Source organism: Sphingobacterium thalpophilum (genome assembly GCF_901482695.1).
Taxonomy (GTDB): Bacteria; Bacteroidota; Bacteroidia; order Sphingobacteriales; family Sphingobacteriaceae; genus Sphingobacterium; species Sphingobacterium thalpophilum.
The window spans coordinates 866,320-892,260 of record NZ_LR590484.1; the positions used below are offsets into that span (position 1 = coordinate 866,320).

The window sequence follows — 25,941 nt, forward strand, 5'->3', positions numbered from 1 at the left end:
ATTATTTTTTATAAATGATTGTTGTTTTATATGCTTTATTTAGGATAAGAATTGTTTTGTCGAGACTGTCAACCGGCAAATAACCGGAATACGTTTTGTGTGAATAGGCGGGATCCAAATGCAGATTTACCCCATATAGACGTTCCAGATCGGCCACCAGATCGCTCAGCACCTGTTTGTCAAAATACTTTAACCCGCTCTTCCAGGAAGAAAAAGCCAAGGTATCCACCGCCTCGATATCGAATCCACGTCCAGCGGTATATTCTGCCTTCTGCCCCGGGACAACCACAGCCTCCCTGTTCGCTTTCCTGACCCGGACCAGCCCTTTGCTGAGGACTAACTGCCCTTTGCCCGGTAGATCAATCAGGTTAAAGGCGGTACCCAGCACCCGGACCTCAAAGTTGGTTTTACTTTCGACGACGAAAGCCTTGGCAGGGTCTTTCCTCACCTCAAAAAAAGCCTCGCCAGATAAGCGGACCTTCCTTAGGTCACTGGTTTTAAAGTCGGAAATCTGTGTCAATGTCGCATGACTGGCCAAGACTACACGTGTGCTATCGGGCAATACAATCGTTTTAACAAACGGACCGGGATTGGAATATACCATGTAGGTTCTATCCTTTTGGAAAGTGTAATAGAAGACTGCACCCATCGACAATAGGACAAACAGTAATACGGCCGCAATTCTGCGCAACATCGTAAACGGTTTTTTACGCATCGGGATGATAGGCGATGAATCGGAAAGTATCCGGCTAAAAACCGCTTCTGTTTCGGCAGCTTCGAGCTCCATACCCTCAACTACATCGAGGACCTCTTCAAAAGAAAAGAATTCCCGTTCCAGCAGATCAGGCAAAAGCAGCTGGAGCAACTTCTCTTCGTTGCGATTGCACTCTCCTCTTAAGTATCGGCAATAAAGCGCTTTAAGATTATCTTTGTTCATCTTTTCGTTCCGTATTATAAGAAAGACGGCCGGGACTCCCGGAAAGACGATGGGGAATTACAAAATTTTTAAAAAAATCAGCAGCGCAAGGGAGCTTCCCATCCGCGAAAGGATAAATTGGCGTACCATTTTGTTTGATTTCACAATCTGATCACGGACCGTATTGATAGATATCCCTAGTAGATCTGCAATTTCCTGATTGGACAAATGCTCTTCCTTGCTGAGTAAATAGATACGCTTCCGCGCATCAGGAAGCAATTCCAATGCTTCACGATAAAGCCTTTCCAAATCCTTAAATTCGATATGCTCCTCTCCGGAATTATCGCCGCCCTCATTCGCCATTCGCTGCTTTTCCAAAAAGTTCATGCGCACCTTTTCTTTGCGGATCTCATCAAATACAATGTTTCTGGAGACAGTATAGAGATAGGACTGCAGGTTGTTTGGCTCCTCGCCGGCGGTTACCTTTTTCCAGATACGTGTAAAAGCCTCCTGCACAACATCGACGGCCATGTCCTTATCCTTTAAATGGGAAAAAGCATAGGTATATACCTTGTCCTTATAGGTCAGATAAAATTCACGGAATTTTCTTTGTTGGCCGGTATACTGTATGGTCGTAGATGTAAAGTCCATTTCAATCGATCTTTAAAGATATCCACTACGATATCCTCGATATCAAAATGTAATCTGCTCACGCAGATTCGATAATACTTTTATAAGTCAGCAAGATACAAATGTAGAAAATCCTATTGCAAAATGAGATGCCCCAACAGTCCGGCGATTTCATCAACAAATACAACTTCGTTAACAAAAAGAGATTAAAATTAAAATACATCAAATAAAAAACAGAATATTTACAATTTTTATAAGGATTTACATTTTTTATTCCTATATTAGCAATTATAATTATTTGAAAAGGAAAGATGATCGAACAGAGACCGAAAACGGAGGGCCTTTACGACCCTAATTTTGAGCATGACGCCTGTGGGGTAGGCTTCGTCGCCCATATCAAAGGGAACAAATCACATGCACAAGTAAAAGATGCGTTGACCATGCTGGAAAACATGGAGCACCGCGGAGCTTGTGGTTGTGATCCGGAGAGTGGCGATGGCGCCGGTATTATGATTCAGTTGCCACATGAGTTTTTATGGGAAGAATGCATCAACTTAGGCATACAGCTGGAAGAACCAGGATACTATGGAACCGGAATGGTTTTCCTGCCTAAGGAAGAGACCATGAATAGGATCTGCCGTGATCTGATTGAGGAAGCGACAGTGGAAAGGGGCATGAAATTCCTTGGCTACCGTCCAGTACCCGTTAATCGTGAGGGTATTGGACCGACAGCGCTCAGTGCAGAACCTGAAATCGTCCAATTTTTTGTCAGCAGACCGGACGGCGTTTCTAACACTGAAGAATTTGAACGCAAACTTTTTGTGCTACGTCGCCTGATCATCCAAAAAGTTAAACAACAACAAGAATACCCTCTCCCACTCTACTTTGCATCACTTTCTTGCAAAACAATTATCTACAAAGGACAATTAACAACATACCAGGTCGGCACCTATTATCTTGACCTGCGTGATCCACGTGTCGTGTCCGCCTTTGGTCTGGTACACTCACGCTTCTCCACCAATACCTTCCCTTCATGGTCGTTGGCACAGCCATTCCGCATGTTGGCCCACAACGGTGAAATCAATACCTTAACCGGAAACCTCAACTGGTTCTACGCCGGCATGCGCTCACTTTCATCACCCTATTTTACGGATGAAGAGATGGAAATCTTGCTGCCTGTGGTAGATCGGGGGCAGTCGGACTCCGCCTGTCTGGACAATGTTGCTGAGCTGCTTTTGCATAGCGGACGTAGCCTTACCCATGTCATGCTCATGCTGGTACCTGAAGCTTGGGATGGCAATACACAGATGGATCCGTTAAAACGTGCCTTCTACGAATACCACGCGACACTAATGGAGCCTTGGGATGGTCCAGCAGCGCTTTGCTTTACGGATGGTAAGCACATCGGAGCCACATTGGACCGTAACGGGCTACGGCCGCTACGGTATGCCGTAACCTCGGATGACCGTGTGGTGGTCGCCTCCGAAGCCGGAGCTCTTCCCATTGACGAGTCCACCATCATTAAAAAAGGCCGGCAGCAAGCCGGCAAGATCTTCCTCGTGGACATGGAACAGGGTCGTATCCTGACAGACAAAGAGGTAAAAGATCAACTGATCAATCAGCAACCCTATGGCGACTGGTTGGATAATTATAAAATCAAACTGGAAGAACTTGAAGAGCCGCGTGTCACCTATACGTATCTTTCCAAAGAATCGGTTTTCAAATACCAAAAGACATTTGGCTACAGCAGGGAAGACCTGGAAACGATATTAACGCCTATGGCCTTGACAGGTTATGAACCTACCGGTTCGATGGGGTCAGACGTACCGTTAGCCATTCTTTCAGATCAGCCACAGCATATCTCCAGTTACTTCAAACAGTTTTTTGCTCAGGTGACCAACCCGCCGATCGATCCGATACGCGAGCGCTTGGTGATGAGTCTGGCTACCTTTATCGGCAATGCAGGCAATATTTTGATTGAAGATAAAAAATTCTGTCACTGTGTGACCTTGCCACATCCGATTCTAACGTCCAAGGAACTCGAAAAATTACGTTCGATAGATACCGGATTATTCCAGGCAAAGACCATTCAGTCCTACTTCCGGTCAGACGGAAAACCGGGCTCCCTGGAAGCAGGTTTGGAACGCTTGTGCAGATATGCTGACGATGCCGTACGCGACGGATTTGAAGTTCTGATCCTTTCTGACCGCGCCATTGATTCTAAACACGCCGCGATTCCATCGCTGCTCGCCGTATCCGCTGTGCATCACCATCTGATCAAAACAGGAAACCGAGGTGCCGTAGGACTTGTCGTCGAAGCCGGCGACGCCTGGGAAGTACACCATTTTGCCTGCCTGCTGGCATTTGGCGCTACGGCCATCAATCCATATATGGCCTTGGCCAGCATCCGGACCATGAAAGAACAGAACACGCTGGATACCGAACTCACATGGCCAGAACTTTCTAAAAACTATGTCAAGGCAGTAAATAATGGCTTGTTGAAGATTTTCTCCAAAATGGGAATATCAACCCTGCAATCCTATCATGGAGCACAGATATTTGAAGTACTTGGCATCGACAAATCCGTTGTCGATAAATACTTCTGCGGTGCTGTGTCCCGCATTGGCGGCATGACATTGGATGACCTTGCCAAAGAAGCACTGTCCAAACACTGGCGTGGATTCGAAAAAAGCCGGACACCACAAAACCTGCTGCCAGAAGGTGGTATTTACCAGTGGAAGCGCCGTGGTGAAGGCCACTTATGGAACCCCGACACCATACATCTTCTTCAGCAGGCCTGCCGTACCGGCGATTATGCCACCTATAAAAAGTACGCTGCCAAAATCAACGAACAGAAAGAGCATATGTTTACCCTGCGTGGATTGCTGGATTTTGCCAAACACCGCAACTCCATTCCTTTGGAGCAGGTGGAACCGGCAAGTGAAATCCTCAAACGTTTTGCAACAGGTGCAATGTCTTTCGGATCCATCTCTCACGAGGCGCATAGTACATTGGCCATTGCCATGAACCGTATTGGTGCAAAATCCAATACCGGTGAAGGGGGGGAGGATGAACTACGTTATCAGCCACTGCCAAATGGCGACTCGATGCGTTCGGCAATCAAGCAGGTAGCTTCTGCACGCTTTGGTGTTACTGCCAACTACCTGACACAGGCCGATGAACTGCAGATTAAAATGGCCCAGGGTGCCAAACCGGGTGAGGGGGGCCAGCTGCCGGGCCCTAAAGTGGATGCATGGATTGCTAAAACCAGGCACTCCACACCTGGCGTAGGCCTGATTTCGCCACCTCCGCATCATGATATCTATTCGATCGAAGATCTGGCCCAGCTGATATTCGACTTAAAGAATGCCAACCGGCAGGCGCGGATCAATGTAAAGCTGGTTTCCAAAGCCGGCGTCGGCACAATCGCTGCCGGTGTGGCCAAAGCCCATGCAGATGTGATTCTGATCGCTGGTTTTGACGGGGGAACAGGCGCATCACCAATTAGCTCAATCAAACATGCCGGGCTTCCTTGGGAGCTCGGACTTGCCGAAGCACACCAGACGCTCGTCAAAAATAAATTGCGCAGCCGCGTTGTACTGCAGGCCGATGGTCAGGTAAAAACCGGACGCGATATTGTAATTGCCACGCTGTTAGGTGCCGAAGAATGGGGAGTATCCACCGCAGCACTGGTGGCCGGCGGCTGTATCATGATGCGTAAATGCCACCTGAATACCTGCCCTGTCGGCGTTGCAACACAGGACCCAGAACTGCGGAAATTATTCTCCGGCAAACCCGAAGACATTGTCAACTTATTCACCTTCCTGGCGGAGGAGGTACGTGAAACGATGGCTTATCTGGGCTTCCGCACGATCAATGAAATGGTCGGCCGTGCACAGTTCTTGAAGAAACGGGAAAACATCGACCATTGGAAAGCGAAGAAAATTGACTTTACGGACATACTGCACGTGGAACGTAACGAGCCGGGCCAGTCCCTGTATAATACGGAAGAGCAAGATCATGGAATGGCCATGATTCTGGACTGGGGCTTGTTAAAACAATCCAAATTGGCTCTAGAAAGCAAAACCCCTGTCTTTGGTACCTTCAAAGTAAAAAATACGGATCGTACCATCGGAACGATGTTGTCCAACGAAATCTCCAAATTGTATGGATCAGAAGGCTTGCCTGACAACACGATCAATTTCAAATTTGAAGGTTCTGCAGGTCAGAGCTTCGGTGCATTTGCCACCAAGGGACTTTCATTCGAGCTGCAAGGCGAAGCCAACGACTATGTGGGTAAAGGACTATCCGGCGCCCAGTTGGCCATCTACCCCGCACCTGAAAGCTCGCTTGTACCTGAAGACAACATCATTATAGGCAACGTGGCATTATTCGGAGCCACCTCTGGCCATCTATTTGTCAATGGACAGGCTGGTGAACGTTTTGCGGTACGCAACTCCGGAGCTACAGCGGTCGTTGAGGGTGTCGGTGATCACGGCTGTGAATACATGACAGGTGGACGCGCATTGATCCTCGGCGCAACAGGTCGCAACTTCGCTGCCGGCATGAGCGGCGGTATCGCCTGGATTTACGATATCAATGCCGACTTCCGTGAAAACTGTAACCAGGAAATGGTTGACCTCGATCCATTGGAAAGCGAGGACGAAACGGCAATCATCGCTCTATTGAAGCGTCATGTGCTGCTCACCAACAGCCGTCGGGCGGACTTCATCCTGCAGAATTGGAGCCGCGAGAAAAATAAATTTATTAAAGTATTCCCAAGAGAATACAAACATGTCATTCGTCAAAAATTAGTTGAAGCATAAAATAGGGAGCACAGATCATGGGAAAAATTACAGGTTTTAAAGAATTTGAGCGCGTGCTTCCACCCAAAGAAGCTGTTGAAGCCCGCGTACAGCACTTCAAAGAGTTCAATAAAGGTTATTCCGAAAACGAGCTGAACAAACAGGCTGCACGGTGTATGGATTGTGGTATTCCATTTTGTCATTCAGGATGCCCCCTGGGCAACGTAATCCCTGAATTTAACGATGCTGTTTATGACGGCAAATGGGAAGAAGCATACCAGATCCTGACCTCCACCAACAACTTTCCAGAATTTACAGGAAGGATATGCCCTGCTCCCTGCGAATCAGCCTGTGTGCTGGGAATCCATAGCAATCCGATAACCATCGAGGAAATAGAAAAACATATTATTGAGATTGCATTTAAAAAGGGCTATGTCAAACCTCATAAAAGTTATCTGAAGACGGGCAAAAGTGTGGCTATCGTAGGCTCAGGCCCTGCTGGGCTTGCCGCAGCTGCACAGCTGAATAAGGCTGGCCACGATGTCGTTGTCTTCGAACGCGATGATCAGGTCGGTGGCTTGCTCCGCTATGGCATCCCTGACTTCAAGCTCGAAAAATCAGTCATTGACCGCCGTGTCAATCTGATGAAGGAATCAGGTATCGAATTCAGAGTGAATAGTGAAGTAGGCAGGGATATCAGTTTTTATGAATTGAAAGCCTATGATGCCGTCATCTTGGCCACCGGGTCTACCGTTCCATGGCACATGCAGCTGCCGGGACATGACGCCAAAGGCATACATTTTGCCATGGAGTTCCTCACCCAGCAGAACAAAGAAGTCAGCGGAATCGCTGTCAGCGGCGAACGCATTCTGGCCACGGACAAGCATGTCGTCGTGATCGGCGATGGCGATACCGGATCGGATTGTATCGGGACATCCAACCGCCATCGTGCGAAAAGCATTACACAGATTGCCCGTAAACCCATGCCGTCCAAAGAACGGCTGAAAAATAATCCATGGCCCTTGGATAAAGTTACTTTTGCCACCTCCTCTTCTCAGGAAGAGGGCTGTGAACGACTGTGGGCAACAGAAACACAAGAGTTTGTCAAAGATGAAAATGGTCATATCAAAGGAATCAAAATCAAGGAAGTGCAATACGAAGTGGATGACTTTGGCAGAAGAACACGTCTTGGCGAGTCCGAAGTCCGTGAAATCCCTGCAGATCTCGTCTTATTGGCTATCGGGTATCAACATACGGAGCATACGCTTCTCGAGCAGCTCGGAGTAAGAGTGGACGAAAAGGGCAATATTCTCGCCAATGACCGGGATTACCGAACCACTATTGACAACATCTTTACGGCCGGTGATTGCCGTAAAGGTCAATCTCTGGTGGTATGGGCAATTTCCGAAGGCCGTGAATGCGCAAGGAAAGTAGACGAATACCTGATGGGCTATTCTGAACTGGAAAGCAAAGACTTTCTGACCGCTCAGCATGCATAACAGATTATGAGTTGCAAAAGAGTGCTCAGGTTATCCTGACGCTTTTCCATATGATAAAAGCACCTTAGGGTGCTTTTATCATATTCGGTCCTTCTCCACTATTCTGCTCGGGTAAACAACACCCATTTTAACCTAAACTCCTATCCGTTCAACGCAGCCTCCTTATCGTTTGTAGCGGACTGCAGGCTTTTTACGCCAATCTCTATGCAATTTGCAGCATACTGCCATTCGTCTATCACAACGACAAGCAGTCTAGCACATGCTCGCTGCACCTCCAACGACGTCTTTCGGAGAGTCTAATGTTTTAATGCAATTTACGAATGATGAGCCCCTTTTGTCTTTTCTCCAGTTTTGTTTTAATATACGGATAGGTGAAGACTGCCCCCAGCACAATACATGCTCCCAGATAAAATCCACCACTCATGGTTTCTTTCTGTCCAAAAATCAACACCGCCAATAGGATGCCGTAGACCGGTTCAAGGTTAGTGGTCAAGGCAACGGTAAAAGCCGAAAGTTCTTTCATTACCGCAACTCCCATCACATAGGCCACTGCTGTGCAGACCACTCCTAATAATAGCAGATAGATCAGGTCCTGCTGTCCCAACAGCATCGCCCCATTAAAGTCACCCGTATATAGCATCAGTAGGCTGATCCAGAAACATGCTCCCACCATTTCATAGAACGTGATCAGTGTGGGGCTTGACTTTTTAACCATGCGGGCATTGGCAATGGAAAATATGCTCGCACAGAAGGCGCAGCCAAGGCCGGCCATCAGACCCACCAGATAATGTGTTTCGAAGGAGAATATAGTATAAATGCCCAAAATAATGACCAGTCCAACGACAATATCAAGCAAGGCAATACGTTTTTTATTGACTATAGGTTCGAGTATAGCGGTAAATAACGTCACTGACGACAGGGTCACCAGCGTGACTGACACAGTCGATACCTTAATGGAGTAAAAGAAAAGCACCCAATGCAGGCCCACAACTGCGCCAACCATAAAAAATTGAAGCGCCTGCTTTCCGGCAACTAAAATCTGCTGCTTAGTCACTAAAAAATATACCAGCAATGAAACCGAAGCTATGGCCACACGGTACCAAACCAGATGAATGGCAGAAACAGAAATGAGGCTACCCAAAATCCCCGTGAATCCCCAGATAAGTATAGTCAAATGCAGAATTAAAACATTCCGATTTAGATGAAGTTTGGCCATTTTCCCTTAACCCTTAATATGTATATATATCGCGATCAGCGATCTTTGCTGTTATTGTATTCCCTTATGTTTTACCTTTCCGACCTGTCTGCATCCAATAGAGTTATTTCGGTGCTTTGATCGCTAGATATATGGCCACCAGCAGAAAAGTGACGTTTGGGATTAGCACGGCAATCAATGGTGGTAATCCCCCTTTTAATGAAAACATGTTTGCAAACTGAATGAATACGATGTACGTAAAACTGAGGCCTATCCCGATTCCCAGACTTAAGCCGATTCCGCCCCGGACCTTTTTCGAAGAGAGAGCAACCCCCATAAGCGTCAGTACGAATGCCGAAAACGGGTAAATATAACGTTTGTACTTTTCCAGCAACAAATCGGTCATCACACCCGTTCCCCTGATCTCCTCTTTACGGATCCGGGTATTCAGCTCGCGGGTATCCATCGCCGTAAACATATTGTCCCGCAATTCAAAATCCGAGGGCTTCATATCCAATGTGGTGTCCTTGACCGCACCTTTGTCCATCCGCTCATGCAGACCATTGATGACCCTGTTGGTATATCCTTCAATCTTCCATTTGGTCGCCACCGAATCCCAGGTAATCCGGTCCGCCATCATTTTCTCTCTGAGTGTGTCCCCCTTAAAGATTTCGAGAACAAACCCATATCCGGTCTTGGTGGTATTGTCAAAGTTATCAATATACACGTAGCTGTTTTTATCAAGCTGCATATGGGTCGAGACCCTTGAATTGTCCTTTAAAGGTTTAACATAAATGTTCTCAAAGTCCACCTTCATTTTATTCGTATGCGGAATAATAAAAATATTGAACACCAGCGAGACCGCAAAGATCAAGGTTGCCGCGATCATATACGGCCGGAGCAAGCGGTTAAAACTATACCCCGCACTCAATATTGGAACAATTTCGGTCTGATCAGCCATCTTGGACGTAAAAAAGATAACCGCAATAAAATTGATCAATGGACAGAGAAAATTGAGATAAAAGGGAATAAACCCTGCATAATACTCAAAAATGATCTTGTCCAGCGGTGCTTTGTATTTCAGAAAATCGTCTAACCGTTCGGATACGTCAAAAACAACCATTACCACGGTAAATATGGCCATGGTAAACACAAAGGTCGTCAAGTATTTTTTTATGATGTACCGGTCAATTAACGAAAGCATATATTTAGATTTGAGTATTCATCTCATTTATTTTATCCGACTCTATTACAAACGCTGATCCAGAATTTTCACCATTTTATTTTTCCAGTCATAAAATGTACCTGCTATAATTTTCTCCCTAGCCTGATTGACGAGCCAAAGATAAAAATGCAAATTATGCAATGAGGCAATCTGCGCTCCCAAAATTTCCTGTGATTTTATGAGATGGCGTAAATAAGCCTTGGTATAGAACTGATCCGCATGCAGATCACTTTCCGCTTCAATCGGCGAAAAGTCATCTTTCCATTTTTCGTTTTTAATATTAATAATACCGTTCTGCGTAAAAAGCATTCCATTTCTCGCGTTACGTGTCGGCATCACACAGTCAAACATATCCACACCCAGCGCAATATTCTCAAGAATATTGACAGGTGTACCCACCCCCATCAGGTAACGGGGTTTGTCTTTTGGCAGGATGTCACAGACCACCTCAGTCATCGCGTACATCTCCTCTGCAGGCTCGCCAACAGAAAGACCTCCAATCGCGTTACCTTCCCGATTGAATGAAGCAATGGTTTCAGCAGATTTAATTCTGAGATCCTTATAGACTGATCCCTGCACAATAGGAAACAAGGTCTGCTCATATCCATACAATGGATCGGTGCTGTCAAAGCGGTCCACGCAACGTTTCAGCCAGCGGTGTGTCATGTCCAGCGAACGGCGTGCATAACTGTAGTCACAGGGATACGGTGTACACTCATCAAATGCCATAATAATATCTGCGCCGATAATCCGTTGCGTATCCATCACATTTTCGGGGGTAAATAAATGCTTCGATCCATCGATATGGGAACGAAATGTCACCCCTTCTTCTTTAATTTTACGGACTTCGGTCAAGGAGTACACCTGATAGCCACCTGAGTCGGTCAAAATCGGACGGTCCCAGCCGTTAAATTTGTGCAAGCCACCAGCCTTATTTAATACCTTCAGCCCCGGACGCAAGTAAAGATGATAGGTATTCCCCAGGATAATCTGGGCTTCGATATCATTTTTTAATTCGTGTTGATGGATGGCCTTTACGGTACCTGCCGTACCAACCGGCATAAAAATAGGTGTTTGGATGGGACCATGTGCAGTTTCGACAACACCTGCACGTGCTTTTGACAATTTATCTTGTGCTTGTAGCGTAAATTTCATGAATATATTCCTCTGAGACTAATTTGACTTTAACGGAAAGGTTATCCAGGACAACTTTTTCAAAACTGTCCCAAACTTCCAACAAAGGCTCACAGCAATACCTTCCCCTGCAGGTCCGATTGCTTTGTCCCAATGGCTTAGACCTATCTCCCTTAAATATGTTGCAAAAATACTATAAAAAGATTTGCAAAGAGGATGTTTCGGGAATAAATTATCATTTTCCTTTATAAAAAGATTAGGAATGCGCGTATCTTTGTGGGCTATGCTTGACCTACATGTAATCTTGGCCAATCTTCCCGATATTGCTTTTGGGATATTAGGTCTTCTCCTATTGGTACAATTATATTACATCTTATTTGTTTACAGCAAATTGAGCAGTTATCAGGTGGAGCACCACAACGAGACGGATTCCCTTCCGCCATTGTCGCTGATTATCTGCGCCCACAATGAGGAAGATAATCTTCGTGAATATTTGCCAGCTATCCTTACGCAGGATTATCCCGAGTTTGAGGTTATTGTAGTCAACGATTTCTCTACAGATCATACCCCCTGGATCCTGCAGGAATTCAGCCAGCAGCATCCCCATCTTAAAATTGTGGATATCAAGGAGCATATCCGCCTGAAACACGGAAAAAAATTCGCCGTAAGCATGGGGATCAAAGCATCCAGATTCCAGACCCTGGTTTTTACAGATGCAGACTGTGCACCACAGTCCAATCAATGGCTGCGGGACATAGCCGGGGCTTTTACGCCCGGGACCGAAATTGTATTGGGTTACTCCCCTTATTTCAAGAAAAGGGGCTTATTAAACCTTTTGATCCGGTTTGAAACCACACATACCGCCATGAGCTATTTATCTTACGCACTTAAAGGAGATGCTTACATGGGTGTGGGACGCAATATGGCATACAAAAAGGAACTCTTTTTCCGTAACAAGGGGTTTGCTGCGCACATGCACATTAAGTCCGGTGACGACGACCTCTTTGTCAACCAAAATGCAACAAGGACCAATGTCAACATTGCCCTGCATCCGACATCATTTGTATATTCAGTGCCGAAGACCACATGGAAAAGCTATTACAAGCAGAAAGCCAGACATTCGGGAGCCTCCACGATCTATAAAAAACGCCATCAGCGCATGCTTGGCACGCAGTTGGTTTCGGCGGCGCTGTTTTACCTCGCTGCCATTACCGTCGCCATTGTATTCCCTGCATTTTGGTATGTCCCCTTATCAGCATACCTACTTCGCCTGTTTGCGCAATGGGCTGTATTTAGCAACATTTATAGAAAACTGGAAGTAAAAGAATTGATTTGGTGGCTACCGTTGGTAGACTTCATCTACTATTTTTATATTTGCACCAACGGTTTGTTCAGCAGAAAAAAGAAAAAAATAAGCTGGAAATAATTTACTATTAAATTTTTACGTTTTGAATCCTACAGTCGATATCATCTACTCTTATTTTCCGAAAATGACGGATATACAAAAAGAGCAATTTGCCCAGCTTGCTGAGCTATATACTTTTTGGAATAGCCAGATCAATGTAATCTCACGCAAAGATATTGACAGCTTATACCTTCACCATGTCCTGCATTCGCTGGGAATAGCTAAATTCGTTCAGGAGCTGGCACCAGGAACACGCATCCTTGACGTAGGCACAGGCGGGGGCTTCCCGGGGATCCCCATGGCCATCTTATTTCCTGAGGTCAGATTCCATCTGGTCGATTCGATCGGAAAAAAAATCAAAGTGGTCCGCGAAGTGGCGGCGGGACTGGGCCTCCAAAACGTTGAAGCCGATCATATCCGTGCCGAACAGCTGGATGATAAATACGATTTTGTGATTTCAAGGGCCGTAACACGACTGGGAGAATTTGCCCCTTGGATACGCAATAAATTTCAAAAAAAGGATAAAAATGGTATTCCCAACGGTATCCTTTACCTCAAAGGCGGTGACCTTAGTGAAGAGATCAAGGAGTCCAGATTAAAAGCTGAACTGCATCCCTTGTCGAGCTATTTCAGAGAAGAGTTTTTCGAAACGAAATATCTGGTATATGTGCCGATGTAATTAAGGTTTTACATCGCCTCCCGGTAAACTGAGGCGGCTGTGGATCAGCTCAACAGAATCAAGATAGCATTTCAGACAATGCTGTATGTAAGCTATCTTTTCGTAATTATCCTTTCCGCGCAACCATTTTAGGGTGGGCTGATAATACATCCTAAATTTGGTCAGCGAATCGCCCGAAAGGACAGTATACTCCTTGGTCAGCGCAAACCATTCTTCACGTACTAGATCCGCTTCGTATTCGCGTTCAAATTGACGCTGTAGTCTTCTGGAATGACGGCCCTTGCGACTAAATTTGTTATAAAGCTTATTGAGATTGACCGCAAGGCCACCCTGATGGGGCAAAGTTACCATGTCCTTGGTGTCCCCCCAAAAGTAAATGGACTTATACTCCGACTTCTTCTGATCGAACTTATCTTTTGCAGTTGAATTGATGCCTTTTAGCTGGACGGTATCGAGCCGCAGCGTATCCCCCTTTTTTGTAGTATCCTGTGGCATAGAGTTTCGGGAATGCGCTACAACCGATCGATCGACAGTGAAACAGAGGCCGGCAAGCAGCAAAACGAGAAAGCTAATACGTACCATGTGATAATTGATTACCCTAAAATAGTCAACTATCCATCAAGTGAGTATGGATTTAACGATCTTTAACGCCTGTTAAAATCCCAGCTCTTTCTTTATCTCTTCGCCGATCAGATTGATTTCCTCATCCATGCCAAACATGGGTAGTTCAGTCTCTGGGTTTAATTTCAGCCAGCTGGTATCGGTGTCCTTAATGATTTTCACATATTCTGTGCCGTCTTTGAAAATGACATAAGTATCCTCCTCCTCGGGGAATACAGAATAAATCACATCACCTAATTCAATATCGAAGGGTTCTTTCGTGTTCATAACATTACTTTTCTATCCACAAAGCTAGCAAATATCGCGCATCTTCCCAAGGCATGTGCATGGCCGCAGTCACTTCTGCGAGAAGCTCAACCATGCAAACCATACTAAAAAGTTATACAAGGAGTTATAATTTTCACTATCTTTAAAGTACCCAATTATGAAACTGATCTATCCCATAGCTTTGACCAAAATCAAGGGCATTGGCCCTCGGACAGCACGGCGTATCCTTACGCATACAGAGAACCTGGAAGACCTTTTTTCGTATTCCAAAAGAGAATTAATGCAAATACCGGGCATGCGGGAATCTGCTGCCGATGCGATACGCAGCAGAACCTACCTGCAAGACTGCGAGCGTGAACTTGAATTTATTGATAAACATCAAATTCAGGCACTATGGGTAGAGGACGAACAGTATCCGCAACGGTTAAAACAATGCGACGATGCTCCCCTGCTGCTTTACTATAAGGGCAACGGCAACCTCAACGCTAAAAAGGTAATTAGCATTGTGGGTACAAGACATTCCACCCCCTATGGGCAACGGCTATGCGAAGACTTTATCCGCCAGCTGGATCAGAACGGGGATATCCTGATCGTGAGCGGTCTTGCCTACGGCATAGACGCCTGTGCGCATCGGCTTGCACTGAAAAATGATATTCCCACGGTAGCAGTGCTCGGTCACGGTCTGGACCGGATATACCCTGCCTCCCATCGTGAACTCGCGTCCAGAATGTTGAATCAAGGGGGGTTACTGACGGAATTTGCGTCCAACACATTGCCCGAGCGCACCAATTTTCCCATGCGTAACCGCATTATTGCAGGGCTTGCGGACGTCACCGTTGTTGTGGAGGCTGCAATCAAAGGCGGTGCATTGATTACCGCAGAGATCGCCAATAGTTATCATAGGGATGTCTGCGCATTCCCGGGAGCAATTTATGATAAAAGCAGCGAAGGTACCAACTACCTGATCAAGACTAATAGAGCCCATATGATCAGGCACGTGCAAGATCTGGAGTATTTAATGAACTGGGACATCAGCAAAGAACAGGCCGGCCAACAGCTTGAACTGGGCTTTAAACTGGAAAAAGATCAGGAAAAAGTGCTTGCGCTGATCCATGATGCCGGACAATTGGGGATCGATCAGCTGATCGAAAAGCTCGAATGGCCTCAGAGTAAATTAGCACTGGTCCTGCTGGAACTGGAAATGCAGTCCTTGGTTCATGCCCTTCCCGGAAAAATGTATAAGTCGGCCGGACGGCCCGCGGAAGCCGCTGGACCATTGGGACGATAAGATCCAAGAATGATATAAGCTATTTTATTTACATGCATAAACCAAACTAAACCCACAATTTAAATGAACGAAAACAACACAAAAAGCATCTGGAAAGTCATTGGCGCCTCCTCTATGGGAACACTCATTGAATGGTATGACTTTTTCATCTTCGGCAGCCTTTCCATCGTCATTTCAACCAAATTTTTCCCGGCTGATAACCCAACCGCTGCGTTCCTGTCAACATTGGCTACCTTTGCAGCCGGTTTTGTGGTAAGGCCCTTTGGGGCGCTCTTTTTTGGCCGCCTCGGCGATATCATTGGCCGTAAATACACGTTTATGGTGACTCTTCTGTTGATGGGAGGTGCCACCTTTCTGATAGGATGCATTCCCAGCTATGAAAGTATAGGTTTCTGGGCTCCGCTAATTGTTCTGATTTTAAGGCTCCTGCAGGGACTCGCTTTGGGCGGCGAATATGGTGGTGCCGCGACGTATGTGGCCGAACATGCACCCATGGGACAACGTGGATACTGGACCTCCTGGATACAGACTACCGCCACTTTTGGTCTATTTATTTCCTTAGTCGTTATTCTCCTGACAAAGAGTTTTCTGAGCGAAACACAGTTTGACAACTGGGGCTGGCGGGTCCCCTTTCTACTGTCGCTGGTGATGGTATACGTATCCTACCTTATCCGTAAAAAAATGAAGGAGTCGCCCGAATTTAGTAAGGCTAAAGCCGAAGGCAAAACAAGCACAAACCCCTTAAAAGAGAGCTTTGGACATCGTTATAACCTTAAATTTGTCCTACTTGCCCTCTTCGGAGCGGCAATGGGCCAAGGCGTTGTCTGGTATACCGGCCAATTCTACTCGATGAGTTTCATGAAGACCGTCATGCATCTACAGTCGGATCAGGCTGACACCATCCTGGGGATCGCCTTGTTGCTTGGGACACCCTTTTTTGTTGTGTTTGGTTGGTTAAGCGATAAAGTCGGCCGCAAATGGATTATGTTGGCCGGAATGCTGCTCGCCGTATTGACGTACCGTCCTATTTACAAATCGATGTACCATCTCTCTGACATTCAGCATAAAACCAAAATAAACGAGACAAGCAAGCCACCACAGGCCGAAGAGGGCACAGCGGTCTCCGTCACGATAACTGACTATGACGACGGCACCCAGATGAGCAATGCTACGACATACCATCATGAGGGTGATCTTAAAGGAAAGGAGAGCGTCAAAACGACCGTCCACCTAAGCGGCAAAAATTACGTATGGTTAATTGCCCTGTTGTTCATCCAGATAATTTATATCACCATGGTGTATGGCCCCATCGCAGCTTTTCTGGTCGAACTGTTCCCGGTAAAAATCCGGTACACATCCATGTCCCTGCCATATCATGTCGGTAACGGCATATTCGGAGGTCTGCTTCCAGCGGTTTCCACCTATCTCACGACAAATGCGGAAACAGCCCATGCATCTCAGTTCTACCTGGCGGGATTATGGTATCCAATTATTATTGCAGCCGTCTGTTTCGTCATCGGAAGTCTCTATATCAACAACAAATCAACTCCTTCAAACCATGAATAACCTTAAAAAACTACTCGGCATCGTATGGATCATTTTGGCCATATACACCGCATATTTTAGCATTTTCGAACTTGCCTTACCAAAAATTTCTACAGGGCATCAGGAAGATCTGGTGTTCGGAATCATTATCCTCTGCATATTGACGCCCATTATATCACTAGGTTTAGGCCTATTTGGTTATTATTCCCTTTTAGGTGAATACGATGACAGCAAAATGTAAGAATCGTGCTGTCCAATGGCTGGCCACCTTCTTGATACACGGCTTTGTTCTGTACACAGCGTGACCCCAACGGAAGTCTTCCCATACATTCAGGATGGGAAGACTCCTCTCTATAAAGGGTGAGATGTCCGTAATCATCGGTGTTAGCTTGTGGTAAAGGCGCCTGCAGACAAATTATTTCAATGGGAATCAATGAAATACAATAAAAACGCATTTTTTCTTTCCAAAAACTGTTTTTTTTTCTACTTTTGTGGCGGGTAAGTCTTCTACGACCAGCTCCCATTGACTCCCCCAGGTTGGGAACAAAGCAAGGGTATTTGGTTGAGCGGTGCGATAGGAGTAGCTTACCCTTTTTTTGTGCCCCAAAATTTAAAACACCAAACCTGAGATCTCCTCCTCTGCCTTATCGATACAAATAACAAGCCCAAGCTCTATCTGTACTATCCCTCCACTGCAATATACAAACGTATTCATGAAACCGCTGGTTAACTGCTGCTTACATTCAACGCAATTATAATTGTATATAAAAGCATTTTTATATAAGTTTGTAGTCGAATAAGAACTATCGTATGAGTTGGTTTAAAAGAGAAAAAGCTGGTATTAGCACAGCTACCGCTAATAAAAAAGAAGCACCAGATGGCATGTGGAACAAATGTCCTACATGCAAAAAACCTTTGTTGCATCTTGAACAAGTAGAAAACGACTACGTTTGTCAATATTGTGGCCACCACTTAAGAATTGGCTCCAAGGAATATTTTTCAATTTTATTTGACAATAACGAATTTACCGAACTATTCGCTACATTAAGCTCAGGCGATCCGCTGGAGTTTTTCGATTCCAAACCTTATCCTGAACGTTTGAAGGAAAGTCAGGCCAAGACTGGACTTAAAGATGCGTTACGCTCCGCCCATGGCAAAATGAATGGTCAGGACATCGTTATTGCCTGTATGGATTTTAGCTTTATCGGCGGATCGATGGGATCTGTCGTGGGCGAAAAAATTGCGCGCTCGATCGATTACTGTATTGAACATAGACTACCGTTTATGTTGATCTCCAAATCAGGTGGCGCGCGAATGATGGAAGCGGCTTTCTCCCTAATGCAAATGGCAAAAACCTCGGCTAAATTAGCCTTACTTGCACAAGCCGGGCTCCCTTATGTCTGTCTGCTGACAGACCCAACAACGGGAGGAGTGACTGCGTCTTATGCCATGCTGGGGGATATTAATATTGCCGAACCGGGAGCCCTGATCGGATTTGCTGGCCCCCGCGTCATCAAAGAAACGATCAAAAAAGACCTTCCAAAAGGATTCCAGACATCTGAGTTTGTATTGGAACATGGATTTCTTGATTTTATTGTCGATCGCAGACAGTTAAAAGATAAAGTAGCAACCTATCTTAGGTTAGTTGGATAACAATCAAGGCACATTATACAAGAGCCCGCTGCGCAATATCGCCGGCGGGCTTTTTTTTAGAGATAGCGCCAAAAAGACCATAGCTTTCTCCTGAGCAGATAGTCGGGGTCATGCTCCTGCTGATAAGCTTCACGCTCAAAGGATATATTTCGGTATGCGCGGTCAAAATTCTTAAATCGGATAAAGCGAAGTACAAACTCACAGAGATACCACAGATAAAAAAACACAATACCCAATTCAAGGGCTTGCCGCAGATGGATGCGCTCGTGACGGATCAGTTGTTCATCCAGTTTGAAAATGCGATACCTTAAGAAGATAAAGGGAAAAATCGTGATGGCATTGGCTTTGCCAAAAGAAAATACAATTGTCCAAAATTTGCTAACGATAATCATGCGATCGTAAAACGTCTAAGCATCATCAAACTTAGCTAATTTTACCGTCAATTACAATCAGTATTCTTGGCCCCTACCCCCCCTCCCCTGATTACTTCCTGTACCACATCGATTTGTTTTCCCCGACAGCAAAATAAGAACCAGCAAAATTTCTTTTAGAACTGGAATTTTTATTAAGTTTGCTATAGAATAAATTGCAATAATATGCCGTACAAAGAGCGTGAGATAAATAAACTGTATTATACGATGGGAGAAGTTACTGAAATGTTTGACGTTAACGCTTCCCAGATACGTTTTTACGAGCGTGAATTTGATATTCTGCAACCCAAAAAAAATAAAAAGGGAAATCGCCTTTTTACTCAGGATGATATCGCCAACCTAAAAATTATCTTTAACCTGGTAAAGGAGAAAGGTTACACCCTGCAGGGGGCAAGAGATTATCTCCGTGACAATAAATCCGAAGCAAAAGAAAATCAACGCGTTGTAGACTCCCTGGAACGTCTAAAAAGTTTCCTGATCGAAGTGCGGGACTCACTCTAAGCTACATTTCACAGCTGTGGCCACAGCTTACAAGCCACAGTGATAGCATTATCAGGCACTATGAACTGAACGATGAAAATTGATACAATTTCACCATCAAGGAACAATGGAAAGAATTTGTAAAAAAAATACCGAGCCGAACTTGTGCATCTCCCACAATGATCTGACTTCCTGATTACAGATCTCTTCTCCCTATCTTTCCTTCAGCTCTATAACTTCGAGATTTTCAATCTTGTCTTTATTGATTTCAAAACGCATGAGCGTTCGCACTTTATGCCAGCCATGTTTGCCGGCGGCGCCTGGGTTTAGATGCAGACAATGGATTTTGGGATCAAAAATGACTTTAAGAATATGAGAATGTCCCGTGATAAATAGTTTCGGCGGATTTGCAATCAATGCCGATTTGATGCGGGGTGCATATTTACCCGGATAGCCGCCGATATGCGTCATCAGCACGTCCACCTCTTCGCAAGTAAACCGGAGATCTTCCGGAAACCGAATACGAAGGTCCCTGCCATCAATATTCCCATATACGCCGCGCAAGGGCTTGAAGGATTCCAGCCGGTCGGCCACCGCGGCATCACCGAAGTCACCAGCATGCCAAATTTCATCACAGTCAGCAAAATAGCTGAATACAGCTTCATCTAAATACGAATGTGTGTCAGAGAGGAGTCCAATTTTTGTCATGATCAAAATGCTAAAAAGTAAGGTGCTAGTGCTCTTTTATAGGATTCGGTATAAATTCCCCTGGACTGATAAATAATAAATTCCCGCCGTTCCGCCTCCATCGCTGCATTCCGCGCCAGTGTAATAATTTTACGAATAGCAGGTTCTCCAACAAACGAATGGATCTCAATCTGCCCGGTACAGTACAGCTCGATTCCGGCGGCCAGCCCGACTACAGTGTCTGCGAGCTGTACAGGAAGGATCATCGTCAGCTTCCCGCTGGCACTTAGATAGGCTGCCGCAAATTGAAGAAGTTCCGCAAAGAAACCCAGATCGGTATGTCTGGCGAGTTTCTTGCGAGCATCCGGATTATGCAGCGAATCGGTATAGAAAGGTGGATTTGAAACAATAAGATCGTAACGGGAAGTTGTTTCCAGTTGCTGAAAAGCCTTGGCATGTATCGATAACCGGTCACGGAAAATCGAATTATTAAAGTTCCTGCCAGCCATCTCGGCAGCTAACGGATCTATTTCGACTGCTTCCACCCGGCTGTCCGGACAGCGCTGCGCCAGCATGAGTGCAATTACACCGGTACCCGTCCCCACATCCAGTATACGCTTGGCCTCCGTCGCATCAGCGAGGGACGCCAGCAGCACCCCATCCGTATTGATCTTCATGGCACAACTGGACTGGTCCACTTCAAACTGTTTAAACCGGAATATCGAAGCCATAACCAACGCGTATACTTACCTAATTTTTCAGCAAACGCTGTATTTCGTCCAATTTCATCAGTGCTTCTACAGGAGTAAGGGAGTTGACATCCAAGTTATTGAGCATATCCCGAATCTTATTCAGTACCGGATCATCAATGGCAAACATCTGTAACTGATAAGCCTGCTTCTGGATTTTGCGCATACTATCCTTGATCTGTTCACCGCCTGTGCGCTCCTGTTCCAGCCGCTTTAAGATCTGATTGGCACGGTTAAGCAGTTTTGGCGGCATACCCGCCAGTTTGGCGACATGTATTCCGAAGCTATGTTCGGAGCCTCCCGGTACAAGCTTCCGTAAAAAGATCACTTTGTTATTGACTTCTTTCACTGTGACATTGTAATTTTTGATACGGTCAAGCGAAGTGGTCAGCTCATTCAGCTCGTGATAATGGGTGGCAAACAAGGTCTTTGCCTTAGCACTGGGATGATTATGCAGGAATTCGGCAATCGCCCAGGCAATGGAAATCCCGTCATAGGTGCTGGTACCACGTCCGATCTCATCGAGTAGAATCAAGCTTCGGTCGGACAAGTTATTCATGATACTTGCGGTTTCGTTCATTTCCACCATGAAAGTAGACTCTCCGGAAGAGAGGTTGTCCGAAGCTCCCACACGGGTAAATATCTTATCCACAACACCGATCTTTGCTTCTTTGGCGGGCACAAAACAACCGATCTGTGCCATGAGCACGATCAGTCCCGTCTGGCGTAACAAAGCCGATTTACCGGCCATATTCGGACCGGTAATAATAATGATCTGCTGTGCACTGGGGTCGAGAAAGGTATCATTTGTGATATAATCCTCCCCTATGGGCAAGTTCTTTTCAATGACGGGATGCCGGCCACCTTTGATATCCAAAATCTTGCTGTCGCTGACTTCCGGCTTCACATAGTAGTTCTTTTCTGCCACAACAGCAAAATTGAGCAGCACATCCAGCTTCGCAATGAGCTGGGCATTGAGCTGTACCGGTTTAATAAACTCAGCTATAGCCGCCAGTAACTCGGCATATAATCTGGTTTCCAGTGCCTGTATCTTTTCCTCAGCACCAAGAATCTGCTCTTCATACTCTTTGAGCTCTTCGGTGATATAACGCTCAGCATTCACCAGCGTCTGTTTGCGGATCCAGTCAGCAGGGACCTTATCTTTATGCGTATTGGTCACTTCGAGATAGTAACCAAAGACGTTGTTAAAAGCGATCTTGAGTGAAGGAATGCCGGTTGACTCAGATTCTCTTTTTTGAATTTCCAGCAGATAATCCTTACCGCCAAATGCAATCTTCCGCAGGCGGTCCAACTCAGGATCAACACCTTCGGCAATGACACTACCTTTATTGATGGCCACTGGCGGCTCGGCCTGCAGCTGCCGTTCGATCCGGTCACGGATGGCCGTGCAAGCGTCCAATTGCTGGGAAATGGAACGAAGCGCTTCGGCATCCTCACGGTCTGTCAGTTCCTTTAGTTTCTCAATCGCGTAAAGAGCACGTTTTAATTGCACAATCTCTCTAGGATTTGCTTTTTGAAGACCAATTTTGGATATCAAACGCTCTAAGTCTCCCACTTGTTTGATCTGGCCAATAAGCTCGTCCCGCAGGTCCCGGTCGTTGTAAAAGAAATCAACGACATTAAGCCGTTCCTGAATGCTCTTTCTATCCTTCAGGGGCATCACAATCCACCGCCTGAGCAATCTTGCTCCCATCGGACTAGCTGTATGATCGAGGACATCCGACAAGGTGACTGCATTTTCATTCATCGAACCGATCAGTTCCAGATTGCGGATCGTGAACCTGTCGAGCCACATAAAACGGTCTTCTTCGATGCGGGACAGTGTAGAAATATGCTGCAGATTACGATGTTCGGTTTCATTCAGATAATGTAATGCGACTCCGGCAGCGACAAGCCCCACAGGCATGCGGTCTACCCCGAAGCCCTTCATGGAACTCACCTCAAAGTGCTTCAACAAGGCCTCAGTTGCGTAGTCGCCGGTATAAGGCCACTCATCCAAAAAATAGGTGTAATATTGTGATCCAAATTGCTCGATAAAATCCTTGCTCTGCTTTTTGGGGAGGATGATTTCAGTTGGTTTAAAACCCTGCAGCAGTTTATCGATGTAGGCAGCATTTCCTTGCGCCACCAAAAATTCACCCGTAGAGATATCTAAAAAAGAAATCCCGATCCTATCCTTTTCGGTAAAAATGGAAGCCAGATAATTGTTGGACTTTTGTTGAACAATGTTGTCATTGTAAGAAACCCCCGGTGTTACCAGTTCTGTGACCCCGCGTTTAACAATTGTTTTGGTTGTTTTGGGATCTTCCAGCTGATCGCAGATGGCTACCCGTTGCCCTGCGCGCACGAGCTTGGGAAGGTAAGTCTCCAGTGAATGATGCGGGAAGCCCGCCAGCGCCGTTTCGGATTCTGAACCATTGCCGCGTTTCGTCAGAACGATGCCCAAAATCTGCGCAGCCTTGATCGCATCCTCACCAAACGTCTCATAAAAATCGCCAACACGGAACAGCAACAATGCGCCAGGATACTTGACCTTGATCGCGTTATACTGCTGCATCAACGGGGTTACTTTCTTTTCTTTTGCCAACTTCTAAAATCAAATTTGTGAAGCGTAAAAATAGGATAATATAGTCGTTTTGGCAAACAATACCCACAAGTTCTCGATAAAATCATTTCCATTAAAGGAGAATATAAATTAAGTTTGTATCCGAAAAAATTGAGTCATGGCCATCAAAAGATCCGGTAGAAAAAACACCTCCAGTAAACAAAAAAACAGCTTCAAAACAAAGTCCTTCAATCCGCTGAAGTCTATAAAATCGCCGATACTACGCATCCTCAGCAAGGTGATACTTTACTTTGTCGGGATAAGCCTTTTTTGGGTTATCAGTCTACGTTTCATCAACCCGCCGATTACCTGGCTGATGATACAGCGCGGCTTTGAACTTAAAGAGCAAGGAAAAGGCTTCAAGCTTGAGAAGAACTGGCTAAACTATGACGAGCTTTCCGATAATCTGAAACGCGCGGCCATCGCTGGAGAAGACGCACATTTCATGACTCACTGGGGATTTGATTTAAAGGGCATACAGAACGCCATCAAGAAAAATGCTGCAGGAAAAAAATTACGTGGCGGGAGCACCATCAGTCAACAGGTAGCCAAGAATGTTTTCTTATGGCCGGGACGCTCATGGTTACGAAAGGGCTTCGAAACGTACTTTACCGTTCTGATCGAAACGTTCTGGAGCAAAAAACGTATTCTTGAAGTTTACCTGAATATTATAGAAATGGGACAGGGTATTTATGGTGCAGATGCTGCTGCAGGTTATTACTTTAGCAAAAATGGCAGCAATCTCTCCAAAAAACAGGCCGCATTAATTATTGCTATCCTACCCAACCCACGTCAGTGGGATGCACGCAACCCCTCCGCATATGTCAACAGAAGGGCGAATGTTATCGCGAAATATATGCATCATTATACCATTCCGGAGTAGGCACGTCGCCATCGGCAATCCTGTACAGCCGATTTCGCTGGCTTTGTTGGTGCATCTGTTACGCCGAAAAAAGATTCCTTATGAAAATAACCGCTTATGCCAGCTCGCCTTAAATGGAATAACCCAAGCGTTCTCCAGCTGATGATCATAAGTAATCGTATTATCAAACACAAGTGTATCATCGTCGATTTCGCCATTGTGAAGGGCCTTTTCAAAACCCGCACGGTCCAAGACAGCTATGCCAGTGGCAGATTTGTAGGCAAAGCACATCCGGTCAAAAAGCCGCACATCATAGCGCTCTTCTATCCCTTTCAGAAAACGGACGGAGCTGTCGATTGAACAACCGGAGGCTACAGCTACTGCTTCATCCACCTTTAAAATAATAAAAAGGCTATCCCGCAACTCGGCGGAAGCCGATAGAGGTTCACCGTGTACTTTCCACTGTGCAGCAAAATCAGCCAGTTCGACAGAAATCTGCCGACTCTCTTCTTCGGAAAGCACGCGGTCAGCTTGATAAATCCATATACGTTTCATATGCAAATCATTATAAATGTCGGCTCTTATGGCTGTGTATCGAGCCGATACACTTGGTTTGTTTTTATTTCCGACCGGAATATCCAGTCTTACTGGTCATGATTCCTCAGCCTCGTGGGCCGATCATACCCATCGAGAGGATTATCCAATATAATAAGGTGAAATCATCAAATAAACAATGACGCCGGTCACAGCCACGTACAGCCACATTGGATAGGTGATCCGGGCGAGCTTCTTATGTCGCGCATAGGAGCCTGAAATACCTCTTACAAAGGTAAAAAGCACAAACGGGATAATGATGATGGAAAGTAAAATATGACTGATCAAAATAAAGAAATAAATCGGTCTTAAAATACCTTCGCCTCCATATTTTGTTTCTATTGAGGTCATATGATAAGCCACATACATAGCGAGAAAGGCCAAGGAGCAACCGATGCACACCTTCACCAACCTTTCGTGCAGGGATTTATTGCCGTTCTTGATGGCCGCAACGGCCCAGACCAGCAAGATCGCCGTTATGCCATTGATGGTGGCATAAATAGGCGGAAGGAAGGTCAGTGGCTTTACATTATAGCCCAGTTTCTGCAGATTGACCGAAAACAGAATTGCTACGACCAATGGGATCACGATAGACAGCAGCCAAATCCACTTGCTGTATTTTTTCTCTTTAATAAGACTCTCTTCCATAT

23 protein-coding genes and 1 other RNA gene are annotated in these 25,941 nt (G+C 45.6%); 11 read left to right on the plus strand and 13 right to left on the minus strand.

What is annotated here, in order from left to right; genetic code table 11:
• Nucleotide 1: 1 nt before the first annotated feature.
• Together FGL37_RS03780 and FGL37_RS03785 are read right to left on the minus strand one after the other, a co-directional pair.
• A complete protein-coding gene (locus FGL37_RS03780; RefSeq protein WP_028072542.1) occupies nt 2–937 on the minus strand; it encodes a FecR family protein in 936 nt (311 codons plus the stop codon).
• A 57-nt stretch (nt 938–994) separates the two neighbouring features.
• Nucleotides 995–1,567 carry an RNA polymerase sigma-70 factor gene (locus FGL37_RS03785; RefSeq protein ID WP_037534701.1) on the minus strand — a complete coding sequence of 191 codons (573 nt, stop codon included), beginning with the start codon at nt 1,565–1,567 and terminating at the stop codon, nt 995–997.
• 290 nt (nt 1,568–1,857) lie between these two features.
• Between FGL37_RS03785 and gltB the strand changes: the two genes are divergently transcribed.
• Nucleotides 1,858–6,372: a glutamate synthase large subunit gene (gene gltB / locus FGL37_RS03790; protein ID WP_028072540.1), complete on the plus strand. Its 4,515-nt coding sequence runs from the start codon at nt 1,858–1,860 to the stop codon at nt 6,370–6,372.
• 17 nt (nt 6,373–6,389) lie between these two features.
• A complete protein-coding gene (locus FGL37_RS03795; RefSeq protein ID WP_028072539.1) occupies nt 6,390–7,850 on the plus strand; it encodes a glutamate synthase subunit beta in 1,461 nt (486 codons plus the stop codon).
• Between the two features lie 304 nt (nt 7,851–8,154).
• Here FGL37_RS03795 and FGL37_RS03800 read toward each other — a convergent pair whose 3' ends face one another.
• The 3 genes from FGL37_RS03800 to tgt all read right to left on the minus strand — a co-directional run bounded on the left by FGL37_RS03800 (nt 8,155) and on the right by tgt (nt 11,425).
• Nucleotides 8,155–9,066 (minus strand): DMT family transporter, encoded by a 912-nt coding sequence (locus FGL37_RS03800; protein WP_028072538.1) that lies wholly within the window; start codon nt 9,064–9,066, stop codon nt 8,155–8,157.
• A 103-nt stretch (nt 9,067–9,169) separates the two neighbouring features.
• Nucleotides 9,170–10,249: an LptF/LptG family permease gene (locus tag FGL37_RS03805; protein ID WP_037534699.1), complete on the minus strand. Its 1,080-nt coding sequence runs from the start codon at nt 10,247–10,249 to the stop codon at nt 9,170–9,172.
• Between the two features lie 45 nt (nt 10,250–10,294).
• Nucleotides 10,295–11,425, minus strand: coding sequence for a tRNA guanosine(34) transglycosylase Tgt (gene tgt, locus FGL37_RS03810; protein ID WP_028072536.1), 1,131 nt, complete (start codon nt 11,423–11,425; stop codon nt 10,295–10,297).
• Nucleotides 11,426–11,666: 241 nt separating this feature from the next.
• Between tgt and FGL37_RS03815 the strand changes: the two genes are divergently transcribed.
• Nucleotides 11,667–12,830 carry a glycosyltransferase gene (locus FGL37_RS03815; protein WP_232048627.1) on the plus strand — a complete coding sequence of 388 codons (1,164 nt, stop codon included), beginning with the start codon at nt 11,667–11,669 and terminating at the stop codon, nt 12,828–12,830.
• Nucleotides 12,831–12,852: 22 nt separating this feature from the next.
• Nucleotides 12,853–13,488 (plus strand): 16S rRNA (guanine(527)-N(7))-methyltransferase RsmG, encoded by a 636-nt coding sequence (gene rsmG, locus FGL37_RS03820; protein WP_028072534.1) that lies wholly within the window; start codon nt 12,853–12,855, stop codon nt 13,486–13,488.
• Here the strand turns inward: rsmG and FGL37_RS03825 are convergent, their stop codons facing one another.
• Nucleotides 13,489–14,070, minus strand: coding sequence for a hypothetical protein (locus tag FGL37_RS03825; protein ID WP_037534697.1), 582 nt, complete (start codon nt 14,068–14,070; stop codon nt 13,489–13,491).
• Between the two features lie 72 nt (nt 14,071–14,142).
• Complete coding sequence (locus FGL37_RS03830) at nt 14,143–14,376, minus strand: hypothetical protein (RefSeq protein ID WP_028072532.1); 234 nt, start codon at nt 14,374–14,376, stop codon at nt 14,143–14,145.
• A gap of 157 nt (nt 14,377–14,533) precedes the next feature.
• Here FGL37_RS03830 and dprA point away from each other — a divergent pair, with 157 nt between their 5' ends.
• The 5 genes from dprA to accD all read left to right on the plus strand — a co-directional run bounded on the left by dprA (nt 14,534) and on the right by accD (nt 18,862).
• Nucleotides 14,534–15,664: a DNA-processing protein DprA gene (gene dprA, locus FGL37_RS03835; protein ID WP_051607385.1), complete on the plus strand. Its 1,131-nt coding sequence runs from the start codon at nt 14,534–14,536 to the stop codon at nt 15,662–15,664.
• Between the two features lie 63 nt (nt 15,665–15,727).
• Nucleotides 15,728–17,230: an MFS transporter gene (locus FGL37_RS03840; protein WP_028072531.1), complete on the plus strand. Its 1,503-nt coding sequence runs from the start codon at nt 15,728–15,730 to the stop codon at nt 17,228–17,230.
• Nucleotides 17,223–17,450, plus strand: coding sequence for a DUF6814 family protein (locus tag FGL37_RS03845; RefSeq protein ID WP_028072530.1), 228 nt, complete (start codon nt 17,223–17,225; stop codon nt 17,448–17,450). The genes FGL37_RS03840 and FGL37_RS03845 overlap by 8 nt, the downstream gene beginning before the upstream one ends.
• Before the next feature lie 255 nt (nt 17,451–17,705).
• Nucleotides 17,706–17,803: signal recognition particle sRNA small type (ffs, locus tag FGL37_RS03850), an RNA gene on the plus strand.
• A 216-nt stretch (nt 17,804–18,019) separates the two neighbouring features.
• Nucleotides 18,020–18,862 (plus strand): acetyl-CoA carboxylase, carboxyltransferase subunit beta, encoded by an 843-nt coding sequence (gene accD, locus FGL37_RS03855; protein WP_028072529.1) that lies wholly within the window; start codon nt 18,020–18,022, stop codon nt 18,860–18,862.
• Between the two features lie 56 nt (nt 18,863–18,918).
• On the opposite strand, the gene FGL37_RS03860 is transcribed toward accD, so the two are convergent.
• A complete protein-coding gene (locus FGL37_RS03860) occupies nt 18,919–19,254 on the minus strand; it encodes a hypothetical protein (protein WP_028072528.1) in 336 nt (111 codons plus the stop codon).
• 204 nt (nt 19,255–19,458) lie between these two features.
• On the opposite strand from FGL37_RS03860, the gene FGL37_RS03865 reads away from it, so the two are divergent.
• A complete protein-coding gene (locus FGL37_RS03865; protein ID WP_028072527.1) occupies nt 19,459–19,794 on the plus strand; it encodes a MerR family transcriptional regulator in 336 nt (111 codons plus the stop codon).
• Nucleotides 19,795–19,986: 192 nt separating this feature from the next.
• Here FGL37_RS03865 and FGL37_RS03870 read toward each other — a convergent pair whose 3' ends face one another.
• From FGL37_RS03870 to mutS, 3 genes are read right to left on the minus strand one after another with little or no spacing between them, the layout of a single operon-like run.
• Entirely contained in the window at nt 19,987–20,481 is a 495-nt protein-coding gene (locus FGL37_RS03870; protein WP_028072526.1) for a metallophosphoesterase family protein, read from the minus strand.
• A gap of 2 nt (nt 20,482–20,483) precedes the next feature.
• Nucleotides 20,484–21,191 carry a tRNA1(Val) (adenine(37)-N6)-methyltransferase gene (locus FGL37_RS03875; protein ID WP_028072525.1) on the minus strand — a complete coding sequence of 236 codons (708 nt, stop codon included), beginning with the start codon at nt 21,189–21,191 and terminating at the stop codon, nt 20,484–20,486.
• 19 nt (nt 21,192–21,210) lie between these two features.
• Complete coding sequence (gene mutS / locus FGL37_RS03880) at nt 21,211–23,817, minus strand: DNA mismatch repair protein MutS (RefSeq protein ID WP_028072524.1); 2,607 nt, start codon at nt 23,815–23,817, stop codon at nt 21,211–21,213.
• Nucleotides 23,818–23,953: 136 nt separating this feature from the next.
• Between mutS and mtgA the strand changes: the two genes are divergently transcribed.
• Nucleotides 23,954–24,718 (plus strand): monofunctional biosynthetic peptidoglycan transglycosylase, encoded by a 765-nt coding sequence (mtgA, locus tag FGL37_RS03885; RefSeq protein WP_028072523.1) that lies wholly within the window; start codon nt 23,954–23,956, stop codon nt 24,716–24,718.
• Nucleotides 24,719–24,796: 78 nt separating this feature from the next.
• Here mtgA and FGL37_RS03890 read toward each other — a convergent pair whose 3' ends face one another.
• Together FGL37_RS03890 and FGL37_RS03895 are read right to left on the minus strand one after the other, a co-directional pair.
• Nucleotides 24,797–25,252 carry a hypothetical protein gene (locus FGL37_RS03890; protein ID WP_028072522.1) on the minus strand — a complete coding sequence of 152 codons (456 nt, stop codon included), beginning with the start codon at nt 25,250–25,252 and terminating at the stop codon, nt 24,797–24,799.
• Between the two features lie 141 nt (nt 25,253–25,393).
• The gene (locus FGL37_RS03895) at nt 25,394–25,939 is read right to left on the minus strand and encodes a DUF420 domain-containing protein (RefSeq protein WP_028072521.1); all 546 of its coding nucleotides are present in this window, start codon (nt 25,937–25,939) and stop codon (nt 25,394–25,396) included.
• Between the last annotated feature and the right edge of the window lie 2 nt (nt 25,940–25,941).

Bases quoted from the DNA above. Each gene is read 5' to 3' on its own strand.
- FGL37_RS03895 (WP_028072521.1), bottom strand. From the start codon at position 25,939: ATGGAAGAGAGTCTTATTAAAGAGAAAAAATACAGCAAGTGGATTTGG.
- FGL37_RS03780 (WP_028072542.1), bottom strand. From the start codon at position 937: ATGAACAAAGATAATCTTAAAGCGCTTTATTGCCGATACTTAAGAGGA.
- FGL37_RS03860 (WP_028072528.1), bottom strand. From the start codon at position 19,254: ATGATTATCGTTAGCAAATTTTGGACAATTGTATTTTCTTTTGGCAAA.
- FGL37_RS03840 (WP_028072531.1), top strand. From the start codon at position 15,728: ATGAACGAAAACAACACAAAAAGCATCTGGAAAGTCATTGGCGCCTCC.
- FGL37_RS03800 (WP_028072538.1), bottom strand. From the start codon at position 9,066: ATGGCCAAACTTCATCTAAATCGGAATGTTTTAATTCTGCATTTGACT.
- FGL37_RS03875 (WP_028072525.1), bottom strand. From the start codon at position 21,191: ATGGCTTCGATATTCCGGTTTAAACAGTTTGAAGTGGACCAGTCCAGT.
- FGL37_RS03870 (WP_028072526.1), bottom strand. From the start codon at position 20,481: ATGACAAAAATTGGACTCCTCTCTGACACACATTCGTATTTAGATGAA.
- FGL37_RS03825 (WP_037534697.1), bottom strand. From the start codon at position 14,070: ATGGTACGTATTAGCTTTCTCGTTTTGCTGCTTGCCGGCCTCTGTTTC.
- FGL37_RS03865 (WP_028072527.1), top strand. From the start codon at position 19,459: ATGCCGTACAAAGAGCGTGAGATAAATAAACTGTATTATACGATGGGA.
- dprA (WP_051607385.1), top strand. From the start codon at position 14,534: ATGAAACTGATCTATCCCATAGCTTTGACCAAAATCAAGGGCATTGGC.
- FGL37_RS03845 (WP_028072530.1), top strand. From the start codon at position 17,223: ATGAATAACCTTAAAAAACTACTCGGCATCGTATGGATCATTTTGGCC.
- mtgA (WP_028072523.1), top strand. From the start codon at position 23,954: ATGGCCATCAAAAGATCCGGTAGAAAAAACACCTCCAGTAAACAAAAA.
- FGL37_RS03815 (WP_232048627.1), top strand. From the start codon at position 11,667: ATGCGCGTATCTTTGTGGGCTATGCTTGACCTACATGTAATCTTGGCC.
- FGL37_RS03890 (WP_028072522.1), bottom strand. From the start codon at position 25,252: ATGAAACGTATATGGATTTATCAAGCTGACCGCGTGCTTTCCGAAGAA.
- FGL37_RS03805 (WP_037534699.1), bottom strand. From the start codon at position 10,249: ATGCTTTCGTTAATTGACCGGTACATCATAAAAAAATACTTGACGACC.
- accD (WP_028072529.1), top strand. From the start codon at position 18,020: ATGAGTTGGTTTAAAAGAGAAAAAGCTGGTATTAGCACAGCTACCGCT.
- FGL37_RS03785 (WP_037534701.1), bottom strand. From the start codon at position 1,567: ATGGACTTTACATCTACGACCATACAGTATACCGGCCAACAAAGAAAA.
- FGL37_RS03795 (WP_028072539.1), top strand. From the start codon at position 6,390: ATGGGAAAAATTACAGGTTTTAAAGAATTTGAGCGCGTGCTTCCACCC.
- FGL37_RS03830 (WP_028072532.1), bottom strand. From the start codon at position 14,376: ATGAACACGAAAGAACCCTTCGATATTGAATTAGGTGATGTGATTTAT.
- gltB (WP_028072540.1), top strand. From the start codon at position 1,858: ATGATCGAACAGAGACCGAAAACGGAGGGCCTTTACGACCCTAATTTT.
- tgt (WP_028072536.1), bottom strand. From the start codon at position 11,425: ATGAAATTTACGCTACAAGCACAAGATAAATTGTCAAAAGCACGTGCA.